Origin of the sequence: Actinomadura sp. KC216, from assembly GCF_004348535.1 — a bacterium.
Lineage (GTDB): Bacteria > Actinomycetota > Actinomycetes > Streptosporangiales > Streptosporangiaceae > Spirillospora.
In genome coordinates this window covers 23123-39370 of the sequence record NZ_SMJX01000046.1, presented here as the reverse complement: position 1 = coordinate 39370, position 16248 = coordinate 23123, and the positions used below count along the sequence as shown (strand labels likewise).

At 73.6% G+C, this 16248-nt stretch carries 16 protein-coding genes; 8 read left to right on the top strand and 8 right to left on the bottom strand.

Features of this window, described 5'->3' with window-relative positions; genetic code table 11:
• Positions 1-158: 158 nt before the first annotated feature.
• Positions 159-785 (bottom strand): TetR/AcrR family transcriptional regulator, encoded by a 627-nt coding sequence (locus E1264_RS10900; protein WP_243710859.1) that lies wholly within the window; start codon positions 783-785, stop codon positions 159-161.
• Positions 786-961: 176 nt separating this feature from the next.
• Between E1264_RS10900 and E1264_RS10895 the strand changes: the two genes are divergently transcribed.
• Positions 962-2158 (top strand): 4-hydroxybenzoate 3-monooxygenase, encoded by a 1197-nt coding sequence (locus E1264_RS10895; protein ID WP_132172242.1) that lies wholly within the window; start codon positions 962-964, stop codon positions 2156-2158.
• Here E1264_RS10895 and E1264_RS10890 read toward each other — a convergent pair.
• Positions 2155-3378 carry a hypothetical protein gene (locus E1264_RS10890; RefSeq protein ID WP_207935846.1) on the bottom strand — a complete coding sequence of 408 codons (1224 nt, stop codon included), beginning with the start codon at positions 3376-3378 and terminating at the stop codon, positions 2155-2157. The genes E1264_RS10895 and E1264_RS10890 overlap by 4 nt on opposite strands.
• Positions 3375-3569, bottom strand: a complete 195-nt coding sequence (locus E1264_RS45235) for a hypothetical protein (protein ID WP_165964116.1) — start codon at positions 3567-3569, stop codon at positions 3375-3377. Before E1264_RS45235 ends, E1264_RS10890 begins: the two co-directional genes overlap by 4 nt.
• Here E1264_RS45235 and E1264_RS45230 point away from each other — a divergent pair.
• Both E1264_RS45230 and E1264_RS10880 read left to right on the top strand, forming a co-directional pair.
• Complete coding sequence (locus E1264_RS45230; protein ID WP_243710858.1) at positions 3559-3906, top strand: hypothetical protein; 348 nt, start codon at positions 3559-3561, stop codon at positions 3904-3906. The two genes, E1264_RS45235 and E1264_RS45230, sit on opposite strands and share 11 nt — an antisense overlap.
• 251 nt (positions 3907-4157) lie before the next feature.
• Positions 4158-4661 carry a GNAT family N-acetyltransferase gene (locus tag E1264_RS10880; protein WP_132172240.1) on the top strand — a complete coding sequence of 168 codons (504 nt, stop codon included), beginning with the start codon at positions 4158-4160 and terminating at the stop codon, positions 4659-4661.
• 124 nt (positions 4662-4785) lie between these two features.
• Here the strand turns inward: E1264_RS10880 and E1264_RS10875 are convergent, their stop codons facing one another.
• Both E1264_RS10875 and E1264_RS10870 read right to left on the bottom strand, forming a co-directional pair.
• Positions 4786-5292, bottom strand: a complete 507-nt coding sequence (locus E1264_RS10875) for a lytic polysaccharide monooxygenase auxiliary activity family 9 protein (protein WP_132172238.1) — start codon at positions 5290-5292, stop codon at positions 4786-4788.
• A gap of 268 nt (positions 5293-5560) precedes the next feature.
• Complete coding sequence (locus E1264_RS10870; protein ID WP_132172236.1) at positions 5561-6751, bottom strand: MFS transporter; 1191 nt, start codon at positions 6749-6751, stop codon at positions 5561-5563.
• 58 nt (positions 6752-6809) lie between these two features.
• Between E1264_RS10870 and E1264_RS10865 the strand changes: the two genes are divergently transcribed.
• Complete coding sequence (locus E1264_RS10865; RefSeq protein ID WP_132172234.1) at positions 6810-7790, top strand: helix-turn-helix domain-containing protein; 981 nt, start codon at positions 6810-6812, stop codon at positions 7788-7790.
• A gap of 15 nt (positions 7791-7805) precedes the next feature.
• On the opposite strand, the gene E1264_RS10860 is transcribed toward E1264_RS10865, so the two are convergent.
• A complete protein-coding gene (locus E1264_RS10860) occupies positions 7806-8594 on the bottom strand; it encodes an SAM-dependent methyltransferase (protein ID WP_132172232.1) in 789 nt (262 codons plus the stop codon).
• 102 nt (positions 8595-8696) lie between these two features.
• Between E1264_RS10860 and E1264_RS10855 the strand changes: the two genes are divergently transcribed.
• Positions 8697-10139: a trypsin-like peptidase domain-containing protein gene (locus E1264_RS10855; RefSeq protein WP_165964119.1), complete on the top strand. Its 1443-nt coding sequence runs from the start codon at positions 8697-8699 to the stop codon at positions 10137-10139.
• Positions 10140-10166: 27 nt separating this feature from the next.
• Here the strand turns inward: E1264_RS10855 and E1264_RS10850 are convergent, their stop codons facing one another.
• Complete coding sequence (locus E1264_RS10850) at positions 10167-11258, bottom strand: substrate-binding domain-containing protein (RefSeq protein WP_207935844.1); 1092 nt, start codon at positions 11256-11258, stop codon at positions 10167-10169.
• A 154-nt stretch (positions 11259-11412) separates the two neighbouring features.
• On the opposite strand from E1264_RS10850, the gene E1264_RS10845 reads away from it, so the two are divergent.
• Genes E1264_RS10845 through E1264_RS10835 form a run of 3 tightly spaced genes read left to right on the top strand, consistent with a single transcriptional unit; the run spans position 11413 to position 15667 of the window.
• A complete protein-coding gene (locus E1264_RS10845; protein ID WP_132172228.1) occupies positions 11413-12636 on the top strand; it encodes a hypothetical protein in 1224 nt (407 codons plus the stop codon).
• The gene (locus E1264_RS10840) at positions 12633-14270 is read left to right on the top strand and encodes an amidohydrolase (RefSeq protein WP_132172226.1); all 1638 of its coding nucleotides are present in this window, start codon (positions 12633-12635) and stop codon (positions 14268-14270) included. Before E1264_RS10845 ends, E1264_RS10840 begins: the two co-directional genes overlap by 4 nt.
• 29 nt (positions 14271-14299) lie before the next feature.
• On the top strand, positions 14300-15667 hold the full coding sequence (locus tag E1264_RS10835) for an amidase (protein WP_132172224.1): 1368 nt from the start codon (positions 14300-14302) through the stop codon (positions 15665-15667).
• On the opposite strand, the gene E1264_RS10830 is transcribed toward E1264_RS10835, so the two are convergent.
• Entirely contained in the window at positions 15664-16224 is a 561-nt protein-coding gene (locus E1264_RS10830; RefSeq protein ID WP_165964118.1) for a TetR family transcriptional regulator, read from the bottom strand. The two genes, E1264_RS10835 and E1264_RS10830, sit on opposite strands and share 4 nt — an antisense overlap.
• Positions 16225-16248 lie beyond the last annotated feature (24 nt).

Sequence of the window (16248 nt, the reverse complement as noted above, 5' to 3'; positions counted from 1 at the left end):
TACCTTAACCGCGCGGTGGGGGGATGTCCATACGTTGATCTGGGCAGATTCACCGGCCGAGCGTCCGCCTGGGCACGCGGCCGGGCATGCGAAACGGGCGGCTCAGGTCGAGAACGACCCGAGCCGCCGAGGAGCGGTGGAGGTGGTGGAGGCGGGGATCAGGCGGGGTCGGCGCGCCAGTAGATCGCCCGGTACCACATCTCGCCGAGCGTGCGGACGGCGTCCTCGTCGTCGATCTCGGCGTCCTGGCCCGCCCCGGCGAGCAGGTCGTAGCAGAACTGGTTGAGCATGGCGACGATGGCCCTGGCCGTGAGCTCCGGATCGGCGCCGGGGCAGTACCCCTCCCGCTGGGCCCGCCGGACGCTCTCGGCGATGCCCTGCACGGCGTCGTCGCACAGTTCCCGCCAGTGGCCCGCGAACTCCTCGTTGATCATGGCGAGCTGGAAGACGCCCACCATCTCGGCGAGCCGTTCGCGATAGGTCTCCCAGTGCGCGCGCGCCGACTCCATGACGCGCTCGCGATGCGGGACCCCGTGCTTGTAGGCGACGACCGCCCGCGCCTTGGCCTCCTTGCGGAAGTCGTCCGCCCAGTGGGCGAGGAGGTCTTCCTTGGAGTCGTAGTAGTTGTAGAAGGAGGCGGGCGAGCGTCCGGCCTCCTGCGCTATGTCGGCGACCGTCATCGTGAGGAAGCCCTTGCGGGCGATGATCCGGCGCGCGGCCGCCTCGATGGCGGCGAGCGTCTTGCGCCCGCGCTGCGTCGGACGGGGGGTCTGAGCCTTCTCCACACCTGAACCTAACATCGGGTTTCTCCCGCCGGAGCGCACCGCGCCGACGAACGCGCCGCACAGCCCGCCGGGAGCGTCGGCCACCACAGATATGAATCTGAGGTTAGCATCATGTAAGTGATGCCCATGGCCGCGTTCGGCCACGTCGGAAGGGCTTGGTGGGGTACAACACGACCATGCGCGAGAGCAGCAGGGTCGTCGTCATCGGAGCCGGACCCGCGGGACTGACCCTGGCCAACCTGCTCCGGTTAGCAGGGGTCGGCTGCGTCGTGCTGGAGCGGCAGAGCCGGTCCTATGTGGAGCAGCGCCAGCGCGCGGGCGTGCTCGACTACGCCAGCAGGCGGATCTTCGAGGAGTGGGGGCTCGCGGAGACCCTCCTGGCCGGCGCGCCCGAAGACCACGCGATCGAGATCCGCGTCGACGGGGACCCGCACGTCCTGGACCTTCGCGCCCTGTCCGGCGGCAGGACGGGCCGGGCCATCCCCCAGCAGATGCTCATCACGCGCCTCATGACCGCCTTCCTGGAAAACGGCGGCGACCTGCGGTTCGACGCGGGCGACGTGGCCCTGCACGACATCGACGCCCCCGGCCTCGGCCCAGGGTCCGGTTCCGGTCCCAGGGTCACCTACCGCGATGCGGAAGGGGCCGTCCGGGAGATCGCCTGCGACTACGTCGCGGGATGCGACGGCCACCACGGCGTCACGCGCACCGCCGTGCCCCCGCGGGCGGCGACCACCTACACCTATGACCACGGCATCGGCTGGTTCACCGTCCTCGCCGACGCCCCGCCGCCGCGCCTCCCGCTCTTCGCCATCAGCTCGCACGGCTTCGCCGCGCAGTTCCAGCGGGGCCCGGCCGCCTGCCGCCTCTACCTCGAATGCGCCCCGGACGACGCGCCGGACGACTGGAACGACGAGCGGATCTGGAAGCAGGCGCGGCTCCGCCTCGGCGACGAGACCCTGCCCGCCGGTCCGATCGTCGACAAGGGCGTGGTGGAGATGCGCAGCTTCGTCATCGACCCGATGCGGTACGGGAGGCTCTTCCTGGTCGGGGACGCCGCGCACATCATCACCCCGATGGGCGGCAAGGGGATGAACCTCGCGATCGGCGACGCCGACGTGCTCGCCCGCGCGCTGCGCGCGGCCGTCCGCGACGGCGACGAGGAGCCGCTCGCCGCGTACTCCGCCACCTGCCTCAGAAGGGTGTGGAACCAGCAGGAGTTCTCGCGCTGGCTGACCGAGCTGGTCCACGAGTCCGGTGACGCCTCGCTCGCCGGAACGTTCCGCCGCCAGCTGGCCAGGGCGCGCCTCGACCGGCTGTTCGCCTCCGCCCCCGCGGGCCACGCGTTCGCGGATCTCCTGGCGGGCGGCTAGGCGTCGCGGATGCGCAGAAGCAGGGCGGCGGCCACGAGCGCGGCGGCGGCCCATCCGGCGGTCACGCCGAGCCCGGCGCTCGCCGGACCGATCCGCTGGAGCAGCCGCTGCCAGTGCGGGTCGCCGACCACCTGGGCGAGGAGGGACCCGGTGACGAAGGTGACCGCTCCCAGCACGATCGCCTTGGCCATCAGCACCCGGACCCGTCTTGGGGCGGCGGCGAGGGTGAGGTGGATCAGGTTCGTCCGGTACTCCGTGGTGATGAACAGCGCCCCCACGACGATCACCGCGACCAGCGCGGCGAACGTGCCGGTGAGGATCTCCCCCACGGTGCCGCCGGTCGGCAGGGTCTCGCGGACGGCGGGCGCGATGTCCCCGGCGCCGGTCACGGTGAGGCGGCCGCCGGATGCCGTGACCGAGCCGGAGGTGTTCTGCGGGTAGCCGGCGGAGGTGGGCGATCCGGGTCCGATCTGGGTGCCCGTCCAGCCGCCGCCGTCCCAGCGGCCCCGGGCCCGGAGGTCCCCGAAGACGGCCGTGGAGACGGTGCCGCGCGTGCTCATGCCGTGCACGGACGGCGGGGACGCGACGAACGGCCCGGCCTGCGCGGTCGGCCCGAGGCCGCGTACGCGCACGGCGCCCACCGTTGTCCAGCGCGCGCCGTCGACGGACGCGTGGCCGGTGATCGTGTCGCCCGCGCGCTCCAGCCGCAGCCAGCGGGGGGACGCGGCGGAGACGGGCCCGGGAAGGCCGGCGGTGTCGTGGACGTAGCCGTCCTGCATCCGCACGCCGTGGCCGCCGGTGACCATGATCGCGGCGTAGGGCGATCCCTGGCGGGTGCCGTCCTTGATGATGAGCCCGGCCTTCGCCCACGGCACGGTGCCGGGCCGCAGCTCGCCGGGGCCGGTGGGGATGGAGCTCGTGAGCGCGGACACCGAGACGGTGACGGCGCCGTCGCCGGTCAGCGGCCGGTGCAGGAAGTAGAAGCTGTCGGTGACCGGTTCGCCGCCGGGACCGGTCGGCACGGGCGGTGCGCCCTCCTGGTCGCTGCTGATCCCGGCGAGCAGGGCGAACAGCACCACCAGCAGCGCCGCCGCGATCGTGCCGGTCACCCAGCCCCGGACCGTCCGGAACTTGGTCCATTCCGCGTGCAGCACCTGGGCGAAGCCGTCTCGGCCCTCCCGATGGCCGGACCGGTCCGGCGCGATCGGCGGGGCGGTCATCGGGCCGCCTCCGCGGGCGCGGCGGCGCGGAACTCGACCGCCTCGCGGGTGAGCTCCAGGTAGACGTCCTCCAGGGTCGCGCGGTGCGCCGACACCTCGGAGAACGGCAGCCCGCTCTGGCCGAGCAGCAGCACGATGCGGTCGGCGGGCAGGCCGGTGACGGTGACGGAGTCGCGGCCGGTGGCCGCCACGGACGCGCCCGCTCGCGCCAGGGCCTTCGCCGCGCGCGTCCCGGCCGGGATCCGCACGGTCACCCGGTTCGCCCTCGCCACCAGCGAGCGCGGCGTCACCCGCCGGGAGACCGTCGACCTGGCCCGCGTCGCCGAAGAAGTGCTCGCGTCCCGCCGCGACCAGGCGACGGCGAAGGGCGTCGACCTCGCCGAGCGTCTCGCGCCCGCGGTGACGGCCGGGGACCCGGGGCTGCTCGAAGCCTCGTCGCGAACCTCGTCGACAACGCCGTCCGCCACAACCACCCCGGCGGGCACGTCCAGGTCACCACGCGGGCTTCGGAGACGCAGGCGATCCTGACGGTCGCCAACACCGGGCCGGCCGTCCCCGGCGACCAGATCGAGCGCCTCTTCCAGCCCTTCCAGAGGCTGGCCTGCGGCCGCAACGGCCACCGCGACGGCTACGGCATCGGGCTCGCCATCGTCAGCGCCGTCGCCCATGCTCACCATGCCGCCCTCACGACCACCGCGCGCCCCGAAGGCGGCCTGTCCATCACCGTCCGGTTCACACGGGACCGTTGATGCCACGCCCGGCCGGTGGAGAATGGCCTCATGATCGAGTTACGGATCCGCCCGCCGGAGCCCGGCGACGGCGCGGGGATCGCGCTGGCGTGGTGCGACTTCGCCGAGTACTACCGGGAGATCGATCCGGAGTCGTTCCGGTCTCCGCGCCGCGACGGCCTCGACGCCTGGCTGGAGGGCGGGTTGCTGGCCGGCGGGGACGACAGGTTCGCCCGGGTGGCCGATCTCGGCGGGGACGCGATCGGCTTCGTCGCCGCGAAGTTCATGCGGCCGCACGAGGACGCGGATCGTCAGCCGGTCCGGGAGGTCACGCTGCCCCGCGTGTTCGTCAACGCGCTCGCCGTGCAGCGCCGGCACTGGCGGTCCGGGGCCGGGACGGGGCTCATGGCGGCGGTGGAGCGATGGGCCGGGGCGCGGGAGGCGCACCTGATCACCTTGGACACCTATGCCGCGAGCCCGGTGTCGGTTCCGTTCTATGAACGCCGGATGGGATACCGGCGGCAGAGCATCGTCTTCACCAAACGGCTTCGCTGATCGCGCGGCCTCGGCTCGGTGCCGTTCGCGGCGGGGCGGTACGCCCGTCGCGAGCAGCACCGGCCGAGGAGGTCGGGACACCGGGTGTCCCGTCATTTCCATCGGTAATTCAGATGGCTGGGAGTTACCTTCCGACCTGCAGATCGACACAGGCATAGAACGCGTTGGCGGTATCGGCGATGTTCCAGACCGCCAGCACCTTCTGCCGGCCGCTCACACCACCGAGATTGACGGTGTGGGACGAGCTTTGCGCGCTGAACTTCCCGAGGCTCCTGCCGTTGAGGAAGTACTCGTAGTCCCTGGTGGCGTGCCTGGCGGTGAACGTCCAGTTGAAGGTCACCGAGTTGCCGACCGAGGCGGCGCGCCACGGCTTGCTGTCGTCGTCGAGATCGGAGAAGCGCACGTTTCCGCCGCTGCAGCTCTGCAGGCCCTTCGGCCCTTCGACGCTCTGCGGCTCCCACTGGATCTGTCCGCACTGGACGATTCGCTGCGCGCACTGGGCCTGCCGGCTCGCCGGCGAGGAGACGTAGCCGTGGGCGTAGGCGGAGGCGGCGGGCAGTGCCACGGTGACGAGGGGGGCGATCGTCACGCCCGCCGCGGCGGCGGCGAGTTTACGCCGTGATGATTTCATGCGGGGGGTCCTTGCTTTTCGGGGTGGGTGATGATGTTTTTCGTCGTGGCCATTGGAGGGGAGCGAGGCATGACGACTCCATCAATAGGACATTTTCCTATTGGTTAGTTGAACGTTAACCGGCCGTCCGATAAGGGGCAAGGCTTCGCTGCTGGGCGCGGATTGGCACGGGACATACCCCCGCAGGCCAGCGGGCGAACCACTTCGGGGACCGTTGCAGAATCATCAGATTCTCCCGACTTTCGAGGGTTCGATGGGCATCTTCTGCCTAGAGCGGTGATCCGCGGAGTTCCGTCCCGCCGGGGAGGGGGCGCAGGCCCGGGGCCAGCGCGAGGGTGACGGCCACCGAGGCGGCGGCCATGATCGCCATCGCGGCCGACGGGGACGTCACCTGCGCCACGCCGCCCGCCAGGGCCGCGCCGACGCCCTGCATGGTGAGCATCCCGGACGTCTGCAACCCCAGCGCGTGGCCGTGCACGGAGATCGGGGTCAGGGCCATGAGGCGCTCCTGCAGCAGCAGCGTCGCCGCGTAGCCGATGGACGCGAGGAGGACGGCCGCCGCGCCGAGCGGGAGCGGCGGGTCGACGGCGAACAGCAGGTACGGGACGGCCAGCAGGAGGCGCAGCGAGGGTCCCAGCCGTTCCCGCAGGCGGGGCGGGACGAACCGGCCCGCCGCCGTGTCGCCGATCAGCATGCCGACGGCCGCGACGGCGAGCAGGAGCCCGGCGTGCTCCGGCGAGTAGGAGACGAAGAGCGCCTCGCAGCCGACGATCAGCCCGTTCGGCACCCACATCGCCAGGTAGGTGCAGCGGCGCGGCGCCGAGGAGAGCAGGTGGACATTGGTGCGCCAGGTCTGGGCGAGGGACGGGCGGCCGGTGGCCCGGGGCGGGCGGCGGCTCAGCCCGGCGAGCGCCGTCACGGCGGTGAGGATGTAGAGCGCGGCGGCGGTGAGCAGGGCGCCCCGGGGCGAGAGCGCGACGACCAGGACGCCGCCGGCGGCGAAACCGCATATCTGCATGGTCCCCACGGCCATGTTCAGGACCGACCGCCCGAGGAGGTAGCCCTCCTCCGGAAGGATCTCGCTCAGCAGGCCGAAGCGGACGCCGCCGCCGAGCGAGGCGACCAGGCCCAGGCCCAGCACGAGCGCGAACAGCGCCGCCACCGGCAGGCCCGGGATCGCGAGCGCGGCCGTGCCCGCGCTGAAGATCAGGGCCAGGCAGGCCAGCGCCGTCCTCGGCGGGAGGCGGTCGGCGGCCGACAGGAGCGTCAGCGCCCCGGCCATCTGGGCGAACGAGCCGCCGAACATGCTCAGCGCCGACAGCAGCGGCGACCGGGTCGCGTCGTACACGAGCGTGCCGAGCGCCAGGGCACTGATCGTCTGGGCGGACATCTGGATCGTGACCGTGGCGAAGAGCGGCGTGTACTCGGGGGCGCGGAACAGATCCCCATACGTGCGCATGATCCAAGGCTCCGGACATCCGGGACGGCGCCGGTAATGTTTCGCAGGGAGGCGAAACATGGGCTGGTGGCTGATCAACGCGGACACGCTCGCGGGCGGCCGGTTCGTGGTCTCGGCGCTGGCGGAGACCACCGCGTCCCTGCGCCTCCTGGCGTCGGGCACCGCCGCGCACCCCGGTGAGGCCGCGTGGCTCGACGCCCATCTGGCCGCGTACCGGCGGCTGCTCCGGCGGGAGCCGGTCACCGCCGCGCTGCTGGACGCCGCCCTCGGCGTCACGACCAAGTGGACCGCCGACTTCCTCACGCCGCCGCATCCGGGCGCCGGATCGCCGGCGTTCCACGAGGAGCTCGCGACCGTCCGCCGGACGCCGCCCGAGCGGGCGCACGCCGACCTGGAGGTCTCGCTCGGCCGCCCGCCGCCCGCCGAGCTGCGCCGCCCCGACGTGGCCCAACGGCTCGCCGGGCTGCTGGAATGGGTGTGGACGCATACCGTCGAGCCGGACTGGGACCGCCGCCGCCGCGTGATCGAGGCCGACGCGGTCGCGCGGGCCGGGCAGCTGAGCCGGGGCGGGTGGGCCGCCGCGCTGGACGACATGCGCCCCGGGATGCGCTGGCTCGGCGACGGCCGCCTGCAGATCAACGTGCACGACTTCCCGCCGCGCGACATCTCCGGCGCGCGGCTGCTGTTCGTCCCGGTCACACCGCGCAAGGGCTGGGTGGCGTGGGAGGAGCCGGACCCCGACCGGTACATGATCGTCTATCCCTGCTCGGGCCCGCTGGCCGGCGCGGAACCCGCCGCCGTGCCCGAGGCGCTCGGACGGCTGCTCGGCGCGGCGCGGGCGGGCGTCCTCGTCCTGCTGGCGACGCCGCTGAGCACCACGCAGCTGGTCGCGCTGACCGGCCAGGGGCTCGGCTCCGTCGGCCGCCACCTCAAGGTGCTGCTCGACGCCCGCCTGATCGACCGGCGGCGCGCGGGACGGTCCGTCCTCTACTACCGGACGGACGCCGGCGACGCCCTCGTGGCGGCGCAGGGAGCGTGACGTCGCGGCGCGGCGTCAGGGCTTGCGCGCGACGCCGCCGGAGCACGACACCTCGGGGACGTCCTCGTGCCCGGGGTCGGGCCGCCACTCCGTCACCGGGACGACGCCGGGCGCGACCAGGTCGAGCCCGTCGAAGTAGCGGGCGATCAGCTCCGGGCTGCGGGGGTTGTAGGCGACGCCGCCGCTGCTCGCGTTGTAGGCGCTGATCGCCCGGGTGTAGGCCGGATCGCGGTCGGTGCCGTCGTAGACCGCGAGGTAGCTGCCGGACGGCAGCGCCGCCATGAGCCGCGCCACGATCTCCCGCGCCTCGTCGAAGTCGGAGACCAGGCCCAGGATGCCCATCAGCATGAGCCCGACCGGCCTGTCGAGGTCGAGGGTGCGGGCGGCCGCGGCCAGGATGGTGTCGGGGTCGTGGACGTCCGCCTCGATGTAGTCGGTGACGCCCTCGGGGGTGCTGGTCAGCAGCGCCTTGGCGTGCGTCAGGACGAGGGGGTCGTTGTCGACGTAGACGATCCGGGCCCGCGGGACCAGCCGCTGCGCCACCTCGTGGGTGTTGTCCACGGTGGGCAGGCCGGTCCCGATGTCCAGGAACTGCTCGATGCCCGCCTCGCTCACCAGGTACCGCACCACCCGGCGCAGCATCTGGCGGGACTGCTGGGCCATGTCGACCATGCCCCGGAACCCCGCGATGACCTGCTCACCGGCCCGCCGGTCCACCGGGAAGTTGTCGGTGCCGCCCAGCAGGAAGTTCCAGATGCGCGCGGAATGCGGCACCGTCGTGTCGATCTTGTCCTTCGGCTCCATGATCAGCCGTCCCAGGTCGGTCGTCCTCTACCGGGACACCTACCCAATCGGCGCGGAAGGTCTAGCCTGGCGGCGAAGTCGATCAAGGGCGAGGATGGCGGCATGCGTCGACGACTCCTCCGGATCATGGTGATCGCCGCCATCGCGATCGGTGCGGTGCCGGGCGGCCCGGCTCTGGCCGCGCCCGCGGAGCGCGAGGCCCCGCTGCTGCGGTCCACCGATCCGGGGGCGGAGCGCTTCCGGCCGGTCGGGCGGCTGGACGCGTCGAGCCAGTGCACGGCGACGGTGGTCTCGCCGGCCCGCCCGCCGGATCCGCGGGCGCGCGCGCTGGTCCTCACGGCCGGGCACTGCGTCGGGCGGTTCGCGGCCAACGACGTCCGCACCGGCGTGGACGCGCCCGCCGGCTGGACGTTCACCCCGGCGTACTTCGTCGACACCGCCGACCGGCACAAGCCGTTCCCGGTGGCGTCGATCCGGTACGCGACCATGAAGGGCGTCGATCTGGCCGTCCTGGAGCTGGCCGCGAGCTACGGGGACCTGGCCGCGATCGACGTCCGCCCGCTGGAGCTCTCGGCGGCCCCGCCCCCGGAGGGCGCGCCCATCGAGGTGGTGCACGCGCCCGTGGACGGCCTCCCGCAGGACCAGCAGTTCCTCCGCCTCTCGCGATGCCGGAGCGGCACGCGTACCGACGTGGCCGAGTCGCCCTGGGTCTGGTACGGGGCCTCCCCCAACGACTGCGCGGGCGTCGCGGGCGGCTCGTCGGGCGGGCTGGTCGTCCAGCGGGACGGGCGGCGGGTCGTGGCGGTGCTCAACACGACCGTCGAGACCCGCGTGTCGGGGGTGTGCAAGCTGGGACGGCCCTGCGAGATCGGCCCCGGCGGGGCGGTGATCCGTCCCGGCACGTCCTACGCGATCGGCGTGGCACCGCTGGCGGGTTGCCCGCTCGACGACCTCGCCTGCCGGCTGGACCCGGGGCTCGGCGCCGCACCGTCCGACACGAGGGTCGCCGTCCGGTCGGAGGGCGCCCGCTGGGACGCGGCGCTCGACGCCAGGGGCCGGACCCACGCGCGGATCAAGACCGGCCCGCTCGGCCGGACCGACTGCCGGAACCCCGCGGGCTACGGCCGCCCGTTCGCCATCGAGGACAGGCCGTTGATCGACGACCCGCTGCCGGCCCGGGAGGACTTCTACGTCCTGTGCGTGGTGAGCGGCCAGGGCTCGGAGTGGGTACCGGCCCGGTTCGCCTCGTTCACGACCGTGCAGGTCGACGACACCCCGCCGGTGGTGGCGCCGGTGGTGAGCGCCCGCGATCTCGGCACCCAGTGGGCCGTGGAGCCGATCTTCCAGATCTTCGAGATCGTGCACTACGACATCAAGTACGGCGCCCCGGACGAGATCGACTGCGCGGACCCGGCCGGATACCGGCCGTACCGGCGCATCCCCGCGTTCCTCGACAAGACGCAGGCGTGGCGGTACTGCGCGATCGGGTACGACCTCGCGGGCAACGCCACCCCGCCGAAGGCGGTCGACCTGAACCCGGCGTAGCGGCCGGGGCCGGTCAGCGCAGGCCGGTCAGCCGCCCGTGTAGGGGGCCGCGCTCGACTCGCGGATCCGCAGCTCGGGGGCCAGCGTGATGCGCTCGGGCGGCTCGCCGCGCATCATGCGGACGAGGAGGTCGACGCCCCGCGCGCCGACCTCGTACATCGGGTTGCGGACGCTGCTGAGCGGGATCGTGAGCTGCGCGGCGATGGGCACGTCGTTGAAGCCGACGACGGCGACGTCGCGGCCCGCGCGCAGGCCGCGCTCGCGGAGCACGCCGAGCACGCCGATGGCGGCGAAGTCGCTCACCGCGAAGATCGCCGACGGGTGCGGCCTCCGGTCGAGCAGCTTCTCGGCGGCCAGCGCGCCGCCCGCCGCGTCGAAGCTCGCGTGGACGACGTGGTCGCCCGGCACGGGGTGGCCGCGCTCGGCGAAGTAGCGGGTGAAGGCGGTCGTGCGGTCGATGCCGTTGGCGGCGTAGGGCAGCCCGGCGACCACGCCCACCCGGCGGTGCCCGAGCGCGTAGAGGTGCTCGGCGGCGAGCCGGCCGCCCTCCAGGTCGTCGCAGGTGACCGAGGGATGGTCGCCCGCCCGCCGGTTGATCAGCACGAACGGGACGCCGTGCGCGGCGAAGTCGGCGAGGAACGCCCCGTCCACGTGCGCGTCGCCGAAGATCATCGCGTCGACGCGGCGGGACAGCAGCATCGCGATGTGGGCCTGCCGGGTGGCGGGGTCGTCCCAGGAGTTGCTGACCATGGTGTGGAAGCCGAGCCGGGTCGCGGAGCGCTCGACGCCCTCGTAGATCGTGGCGAGCACCTGGTCGGTCAGCCGGGCCATCGTGACGCCGAGGAGCCGGGAGCTCTGCCGCCGCAGCCCGGCCGCCTGGATGTCGGGCACGTAGCCGACCTCCAGGGCGACCTGCCGGACGCGTTCGGCGGTCGCGGCCGACGCCGCCCGCGCGCCGCTGGTGGTGCCGTTGAGCACCCGGGACACCGTGGAGACGTGCAGCCCGGTGAGCTCGGCGATCGTCTTCAGCGTCGCCCGTCCGCCGGACGCCGCGGGACCGTCCGCCCCGTCCGGCTCCGGGTCGGCGGCCTTCCCATCTCTCGCCCCTTGCAAGACCACCCGTTTTCCCTGGCCACGCTCATCGGCCGATTTCCTGGCATCGGCTCTTGACAGCGTCCAGGCTAGCAGTTTCTCATTGAGCAAACGTTATAGCCAAACGTTTGCGTAGGCTGGGCCGGACACGGCCCGGCACCGTCCAGGGAGGTCACACACCATGGCGACCGAAGTGACCACACCGCGTCGGTCGCGGCTGGTGACCCAGCTGCTGCTCGTCTGCGGCGGCGCAGTGCTCCTCAACCTGGTCATGCGGGCCGCCGAGGACGGCCTGCCGAGCATGGCGCCCGCGGCGGCGAGCCCGGCGGGGCGCGGGCTCGGCGAATGGGTCCTGTGGATCCTCGGCGACACCAACGAGGCGCAGTTCTACAAGACCTCGCTCGGCGGGATCGGGCTGCTGCTGTTCGCCGCCGCCGCGCACTACGCGTACCGGCGCCGGCTGCGGGGCAGGGGCTTCGACATCTCCTACGGCACCGGCCTGTGGCCCTGGGTCGTGGGGGCCGCCGGGCTCTCCCTGCTGCTGTCCAACCTGTTCTGGGGCTGGACGCTCTCGCCCGACCTGTGGCAGCCGACGTTCGTGCCGTTCGTGTCGGTGGCGCCCTCGGTCGTCCTCGTGTACGGGGCGGGCTGGCGGGTCGCGCTGACCGCCGCCGGGCTCGGCGCGGTGCTCACGACGCCGGTGTCGATCCTCGTCGTCGAGCACTTCTGCACGCCGCTGGACCTTCCGGCGGTCATCGGGAACGTCACCGGCATGTGGGTGGGCGCCCTGCTCGCCTTCCTCATCTGCCGGGGGCTGCCCTGGATGACCCTCCCGCCGCCACCGCCGGAGGGCCCGTCCGGCGAGGGGGTCGACGCCGAGCCCGACCCGGTTCCCGACCGTCACCCGGACGGCGACGGCGACGAGCTGCCGAAGTGGTGGCTGCCGCGCCGGGCCCTGGCGGACTTCAGCGAGGCGCAGTTCTACGGCAACGAATGGGCGTCCCTGGGCCTGGTCGGCGGGGCGGTGCTCGCCTGGGCCGTCAACACCACCGGCCCCGCGTACGGCAGCGGGGTGTTCCCCGACCTGCTCACCGCGCAGATCCTCACCGCCGTCCTCGGCGTGTGGCTGTGGGCCGGGGAATGGCGGCGCCACGGCTGGTACCCGACGTTCGTGCCGGTGGTGTCGTTCGCCCCCGCGGCCGTGATCGTCATGGAGGGCGGCTGGCCGACGATCCTGGTCGCGGCCGTCACCGGGGCCGCCGCCGGCCCGCCGCTCGCCCGCGCGATCGCCGCGCGGCTGCCCGCCGACTTCCATCCGTTCATCGGCAGCGTCATGTCGATGACCGTCATCACCACGATCGGAGTGCCCGTGCTCAAGCTGCTCGACTCGGCGGGACTCGTATGAGCCCGAACGTTTCCGGTCCGCGCCCCCGGATCTTCTCGGCGCGCCGGATCATCACCATGAACGGCGACGAGCCCGAGGCGGTCGCCGTCCTGGGCGAGCGCGTCGTGGCGGCGGGCGCGCGACGCGACCTGCGCGACCGGTTCCCCGGCGCCGAGGACGTCGACCTCGGCGACGGCGTGATGCTGCCCGGGTTCGACGACGCGCACGCCCACCCCTCGGTGCTGGCCGACGGCGGCCTCTACGTCGACCTCGCGCCGACCGTGACCGGCACCGCCGAGCAGGTGCGGCGGGCGCTGGCCGAGCGGGCGGCCGGCACCCCCGAGGGCCAATGGGTGGTCGGGCACAACTTCGACGTCTCCCGCACCCAGGACGGCCGCAGCGTCGACCGGACGATGCTCGACCAGGTCTCCGACCGGCACCCGGTGCTGATCATCCACTACTCCTACCACGGCGCGGTCGCCAACTCCCGGGCCCTGGCCGCCGCCGGATACGCCGAGGACACGCCCGACCCCGTCGGCGGCGAGCTCGTGCGCGACAGTGCCGCCAACGGGGGGCGGCTGACGGGCGTGCTGTACGAGCGGGCCTGGATGGAGGGCTACCTCGGGCACGGTTCGCGGCCCCCGCTCGTCCCGCAGCCGACCATCCAGGCGCGCGTCGAGTCGCTGCGCCGGATGCTGTCCCGCATGAACGCCGCCGGGATCACCTCGGTGACCGACGCCATGGTCCACCCCGCCGACTGGGCCCTCTACCACGCCGCGCGCGACGCCGGCGCGCTGACGGCCCGGGTCGGGATGCTGCTGTGGTACGAGTTCTTCGAGCCCGCGCGGGCGCTCGGCCTGCGCACCGGGTTCGGCGACACGATGCTGCGCTTCACCGGCGTGAAGATGATGACCGACGGCGCGGTCTCCGGCGGCACCTGCCTGTGCCGGACGCCCTACCTCGGCGCGCTCGGCGAGCGCACCGCCGGCATCCAGGTCATGCCGGACCAGGAGATCGCCGAGGTCGTCCACCGGGTGCACGCGGCGGGCAGCCGCCTCGCCGTGCACGCCAACGGCGACCTCGCCATCTCCAAGGTCCTGGACGCCATGGACACCGCGATCGCCGCCACTCCCCCGCGCCCCGGCCAGGCACACCGCATCGAGCACTGCTCGGTGGTCGACCCCGAGCTGGTGGCGCGGATCCGCGCGCTGGGCGTGATCCCGGTGCCCTTCGGCGCGTTCATCTCCTACCACGGCCGCAACCTCGTCGGCCACTACGGGCGGGAGCGGGCCGAGCGGATCAGCCCGCACCGCACCTTCCGCGACGCGGGGATCACGGTCGCGGGCTCGTCCGACTACCCGTGCGGGCCGCTGGAGCCGCTGTACGCGCTGCGGTCGATGACCACGCGGCGCGCGCAGGACGGCACCGTGCTCGGCGCGGACGAACGGCTCACCCCCTACGAGGCGCTGGAGGTCTACACGACCGGATCGGCGGCGGCGTCCGGCGAGCAGCACGACAAGGGCCAGATCACCGTGGGCCGCCTCGCCGACTTCACGGTGCTCGGCGCGGACCCGCTGCACGCCGAGCCAGAGGAACTGGCGGAGATCCCGGTGCTGTCCACATGGGTCGGCGGCCGCCAGGTATGGCACGCGTGACCCGTACTGCAACGACCTAGGAGGTCCCGATGTCCACCTTCGCACCGGAGGACGGCCGCACGATCAGCAGGCTGCGCGACCGGTACGACGCCGGGGAGATCACCCCGGTGGACGCGGTCGAGGCCGCGCTCGGCTCGATCGAGCGCGACGTCGGCGACGACGGGCTGCGCGCGTTCGCGCACCTGCGCGCGGAGCGGGCCCGCCAGGACGCCGAGGCGGCGGCCCGGCGGCTCGCGGCCGGGGCGCGGCTGAGCCCCCTCGACGGGGTGCCGGTCGCCGTCAAGAGCATGGTCGCGATGGCCGGGATGCCGCAGGACGCGGGCTCCCGCGTCCTGGCCGGGCAGTACGCCGACCGGGACGCGTCCCTGGTCAGCGCGCTGAAGGAGGCCGGAGCCGTGATCGTCGGCACGACCTCCATGGACGAGTTCGCGCTCACCACGCTCGGCCCCGCCCGCAACCCGTTCGACCGGACCCGGACGGCGGGCGGCTCCAGCGGCGGCTCCGCGGCGGCCGTCCGGTCCGGGATGTGCTTCGCGGCCATCGGCACCGACACCGGCGGCAGCATCCGGATCCCGGCGGCGTGCTGCGCGGTCGTCGGGCTGAAGCCGACCTACGGGCTGCTGCCCACCGACGGGATCATCCCGCTGGCCTGGTCGCTCGACCACGCCGGGCCGATCGGCCGGACCGTCGCGGACGTCGCCGACATGTTCGGCGTGCTGCTCAGCGGCGTCAACGGCTCCGGGAGCGCCGGTTTCGGGGCCGACGGCTCGGGCCCGGTGGCCGGGCTCGGCGGGACCCGCATCGGGATCCCGTCCGACGAGTACCTGAGCGTCGTCGAGCCGCACCTGCTCGCGGACTTCCGCGCCGCGATCGCCGCCGCCGCCGACGCGGGCGCCGAGGTCCTCCGGATCGAGCTGCCCGACCAGGAGGAGGTCAAGGGCGTCCACTGGCCGGTGCTGTCCGCCGAGATGGCCGCCTACCACCTGCGCCGCTTCGGGGCGTCGGAGAACCGCTACAACGCCCCGATGCGGGACGGGATCGCCGCCGGCGCGACCGTCACCACCGAGGAGTACCTGACCGCGCAGCGGGGCCGTCCCGTCCTGCGCGCCAAGGTCGACGCGGCCCTGAGCGGCGTGGACGTGATCGCCCTGCCCACCATGGCGATCGACCCGCCCGAGATGGGCCGCACGGAGGTGGATCTGGGCGGCCGTCCCGAGGACGCCGTGGCCGCCATGGTCCGGCTGACGTCGCTCGCCAACCACACCGGGCATCCGGCGATCTCCGTCCCGCCCGGCACCGCGCCCGCGGGCCGTCCCGCCGGGGTGCAGCTCATCGGCCGCCACTACGACGAGCAGCGCCTGCTGTCGGTGGCCGCCGGGCTGGAGTCCCTGGGCTAGGCCGGCTCCGCCGGGCCGCCGGGAACGCCCATCTCGGTCATGGCCTGGTCGATGAACGAGGCCGCGGGCTCGTCCGCCGCGCCGATCCTGCGGAGGGCGGCGATGCCGAGGTAGATGCCGTATCCGGCGACGACGCGGTGGCGCGCGAGGTCGGGCGGGACGCCGAGCTGCTCCAGCGACGCCTGCATGTAGCCGAGGCGGCGGGCGCTCACCCGCCGGGCCACCGCGCCGACGGCCGGGTCGTCGGCCTCGCTGATCAGGCGGAAGGAGATCGCGGCGTCGACGGGATCGGAGAGGGCGCTCTCCAGCAGCGTCCGCATCCGCTCCGCGGGGTCGCCGATCCTCTCCAGCTCGGCGATCACGGTCTCGGTGTCGCGCTCCCACAGCGCGAGCGCGGCCTCCAGCAGCGCGCGGCGGTTGCGGAAATGCCAGTAGAAGCTGCCCTTCGTCGCGCCGAGCCGGACGGCGAGCGGCTCCACCGCGACCGCGGCGAGGCCCCCGCTCGCCAGGGCGTCCAGCGCGGCCCTGGCCCAGTCGTCGGCAGTAAGTCGGGTCACATTGCCACCCTTCCATACGGCAGC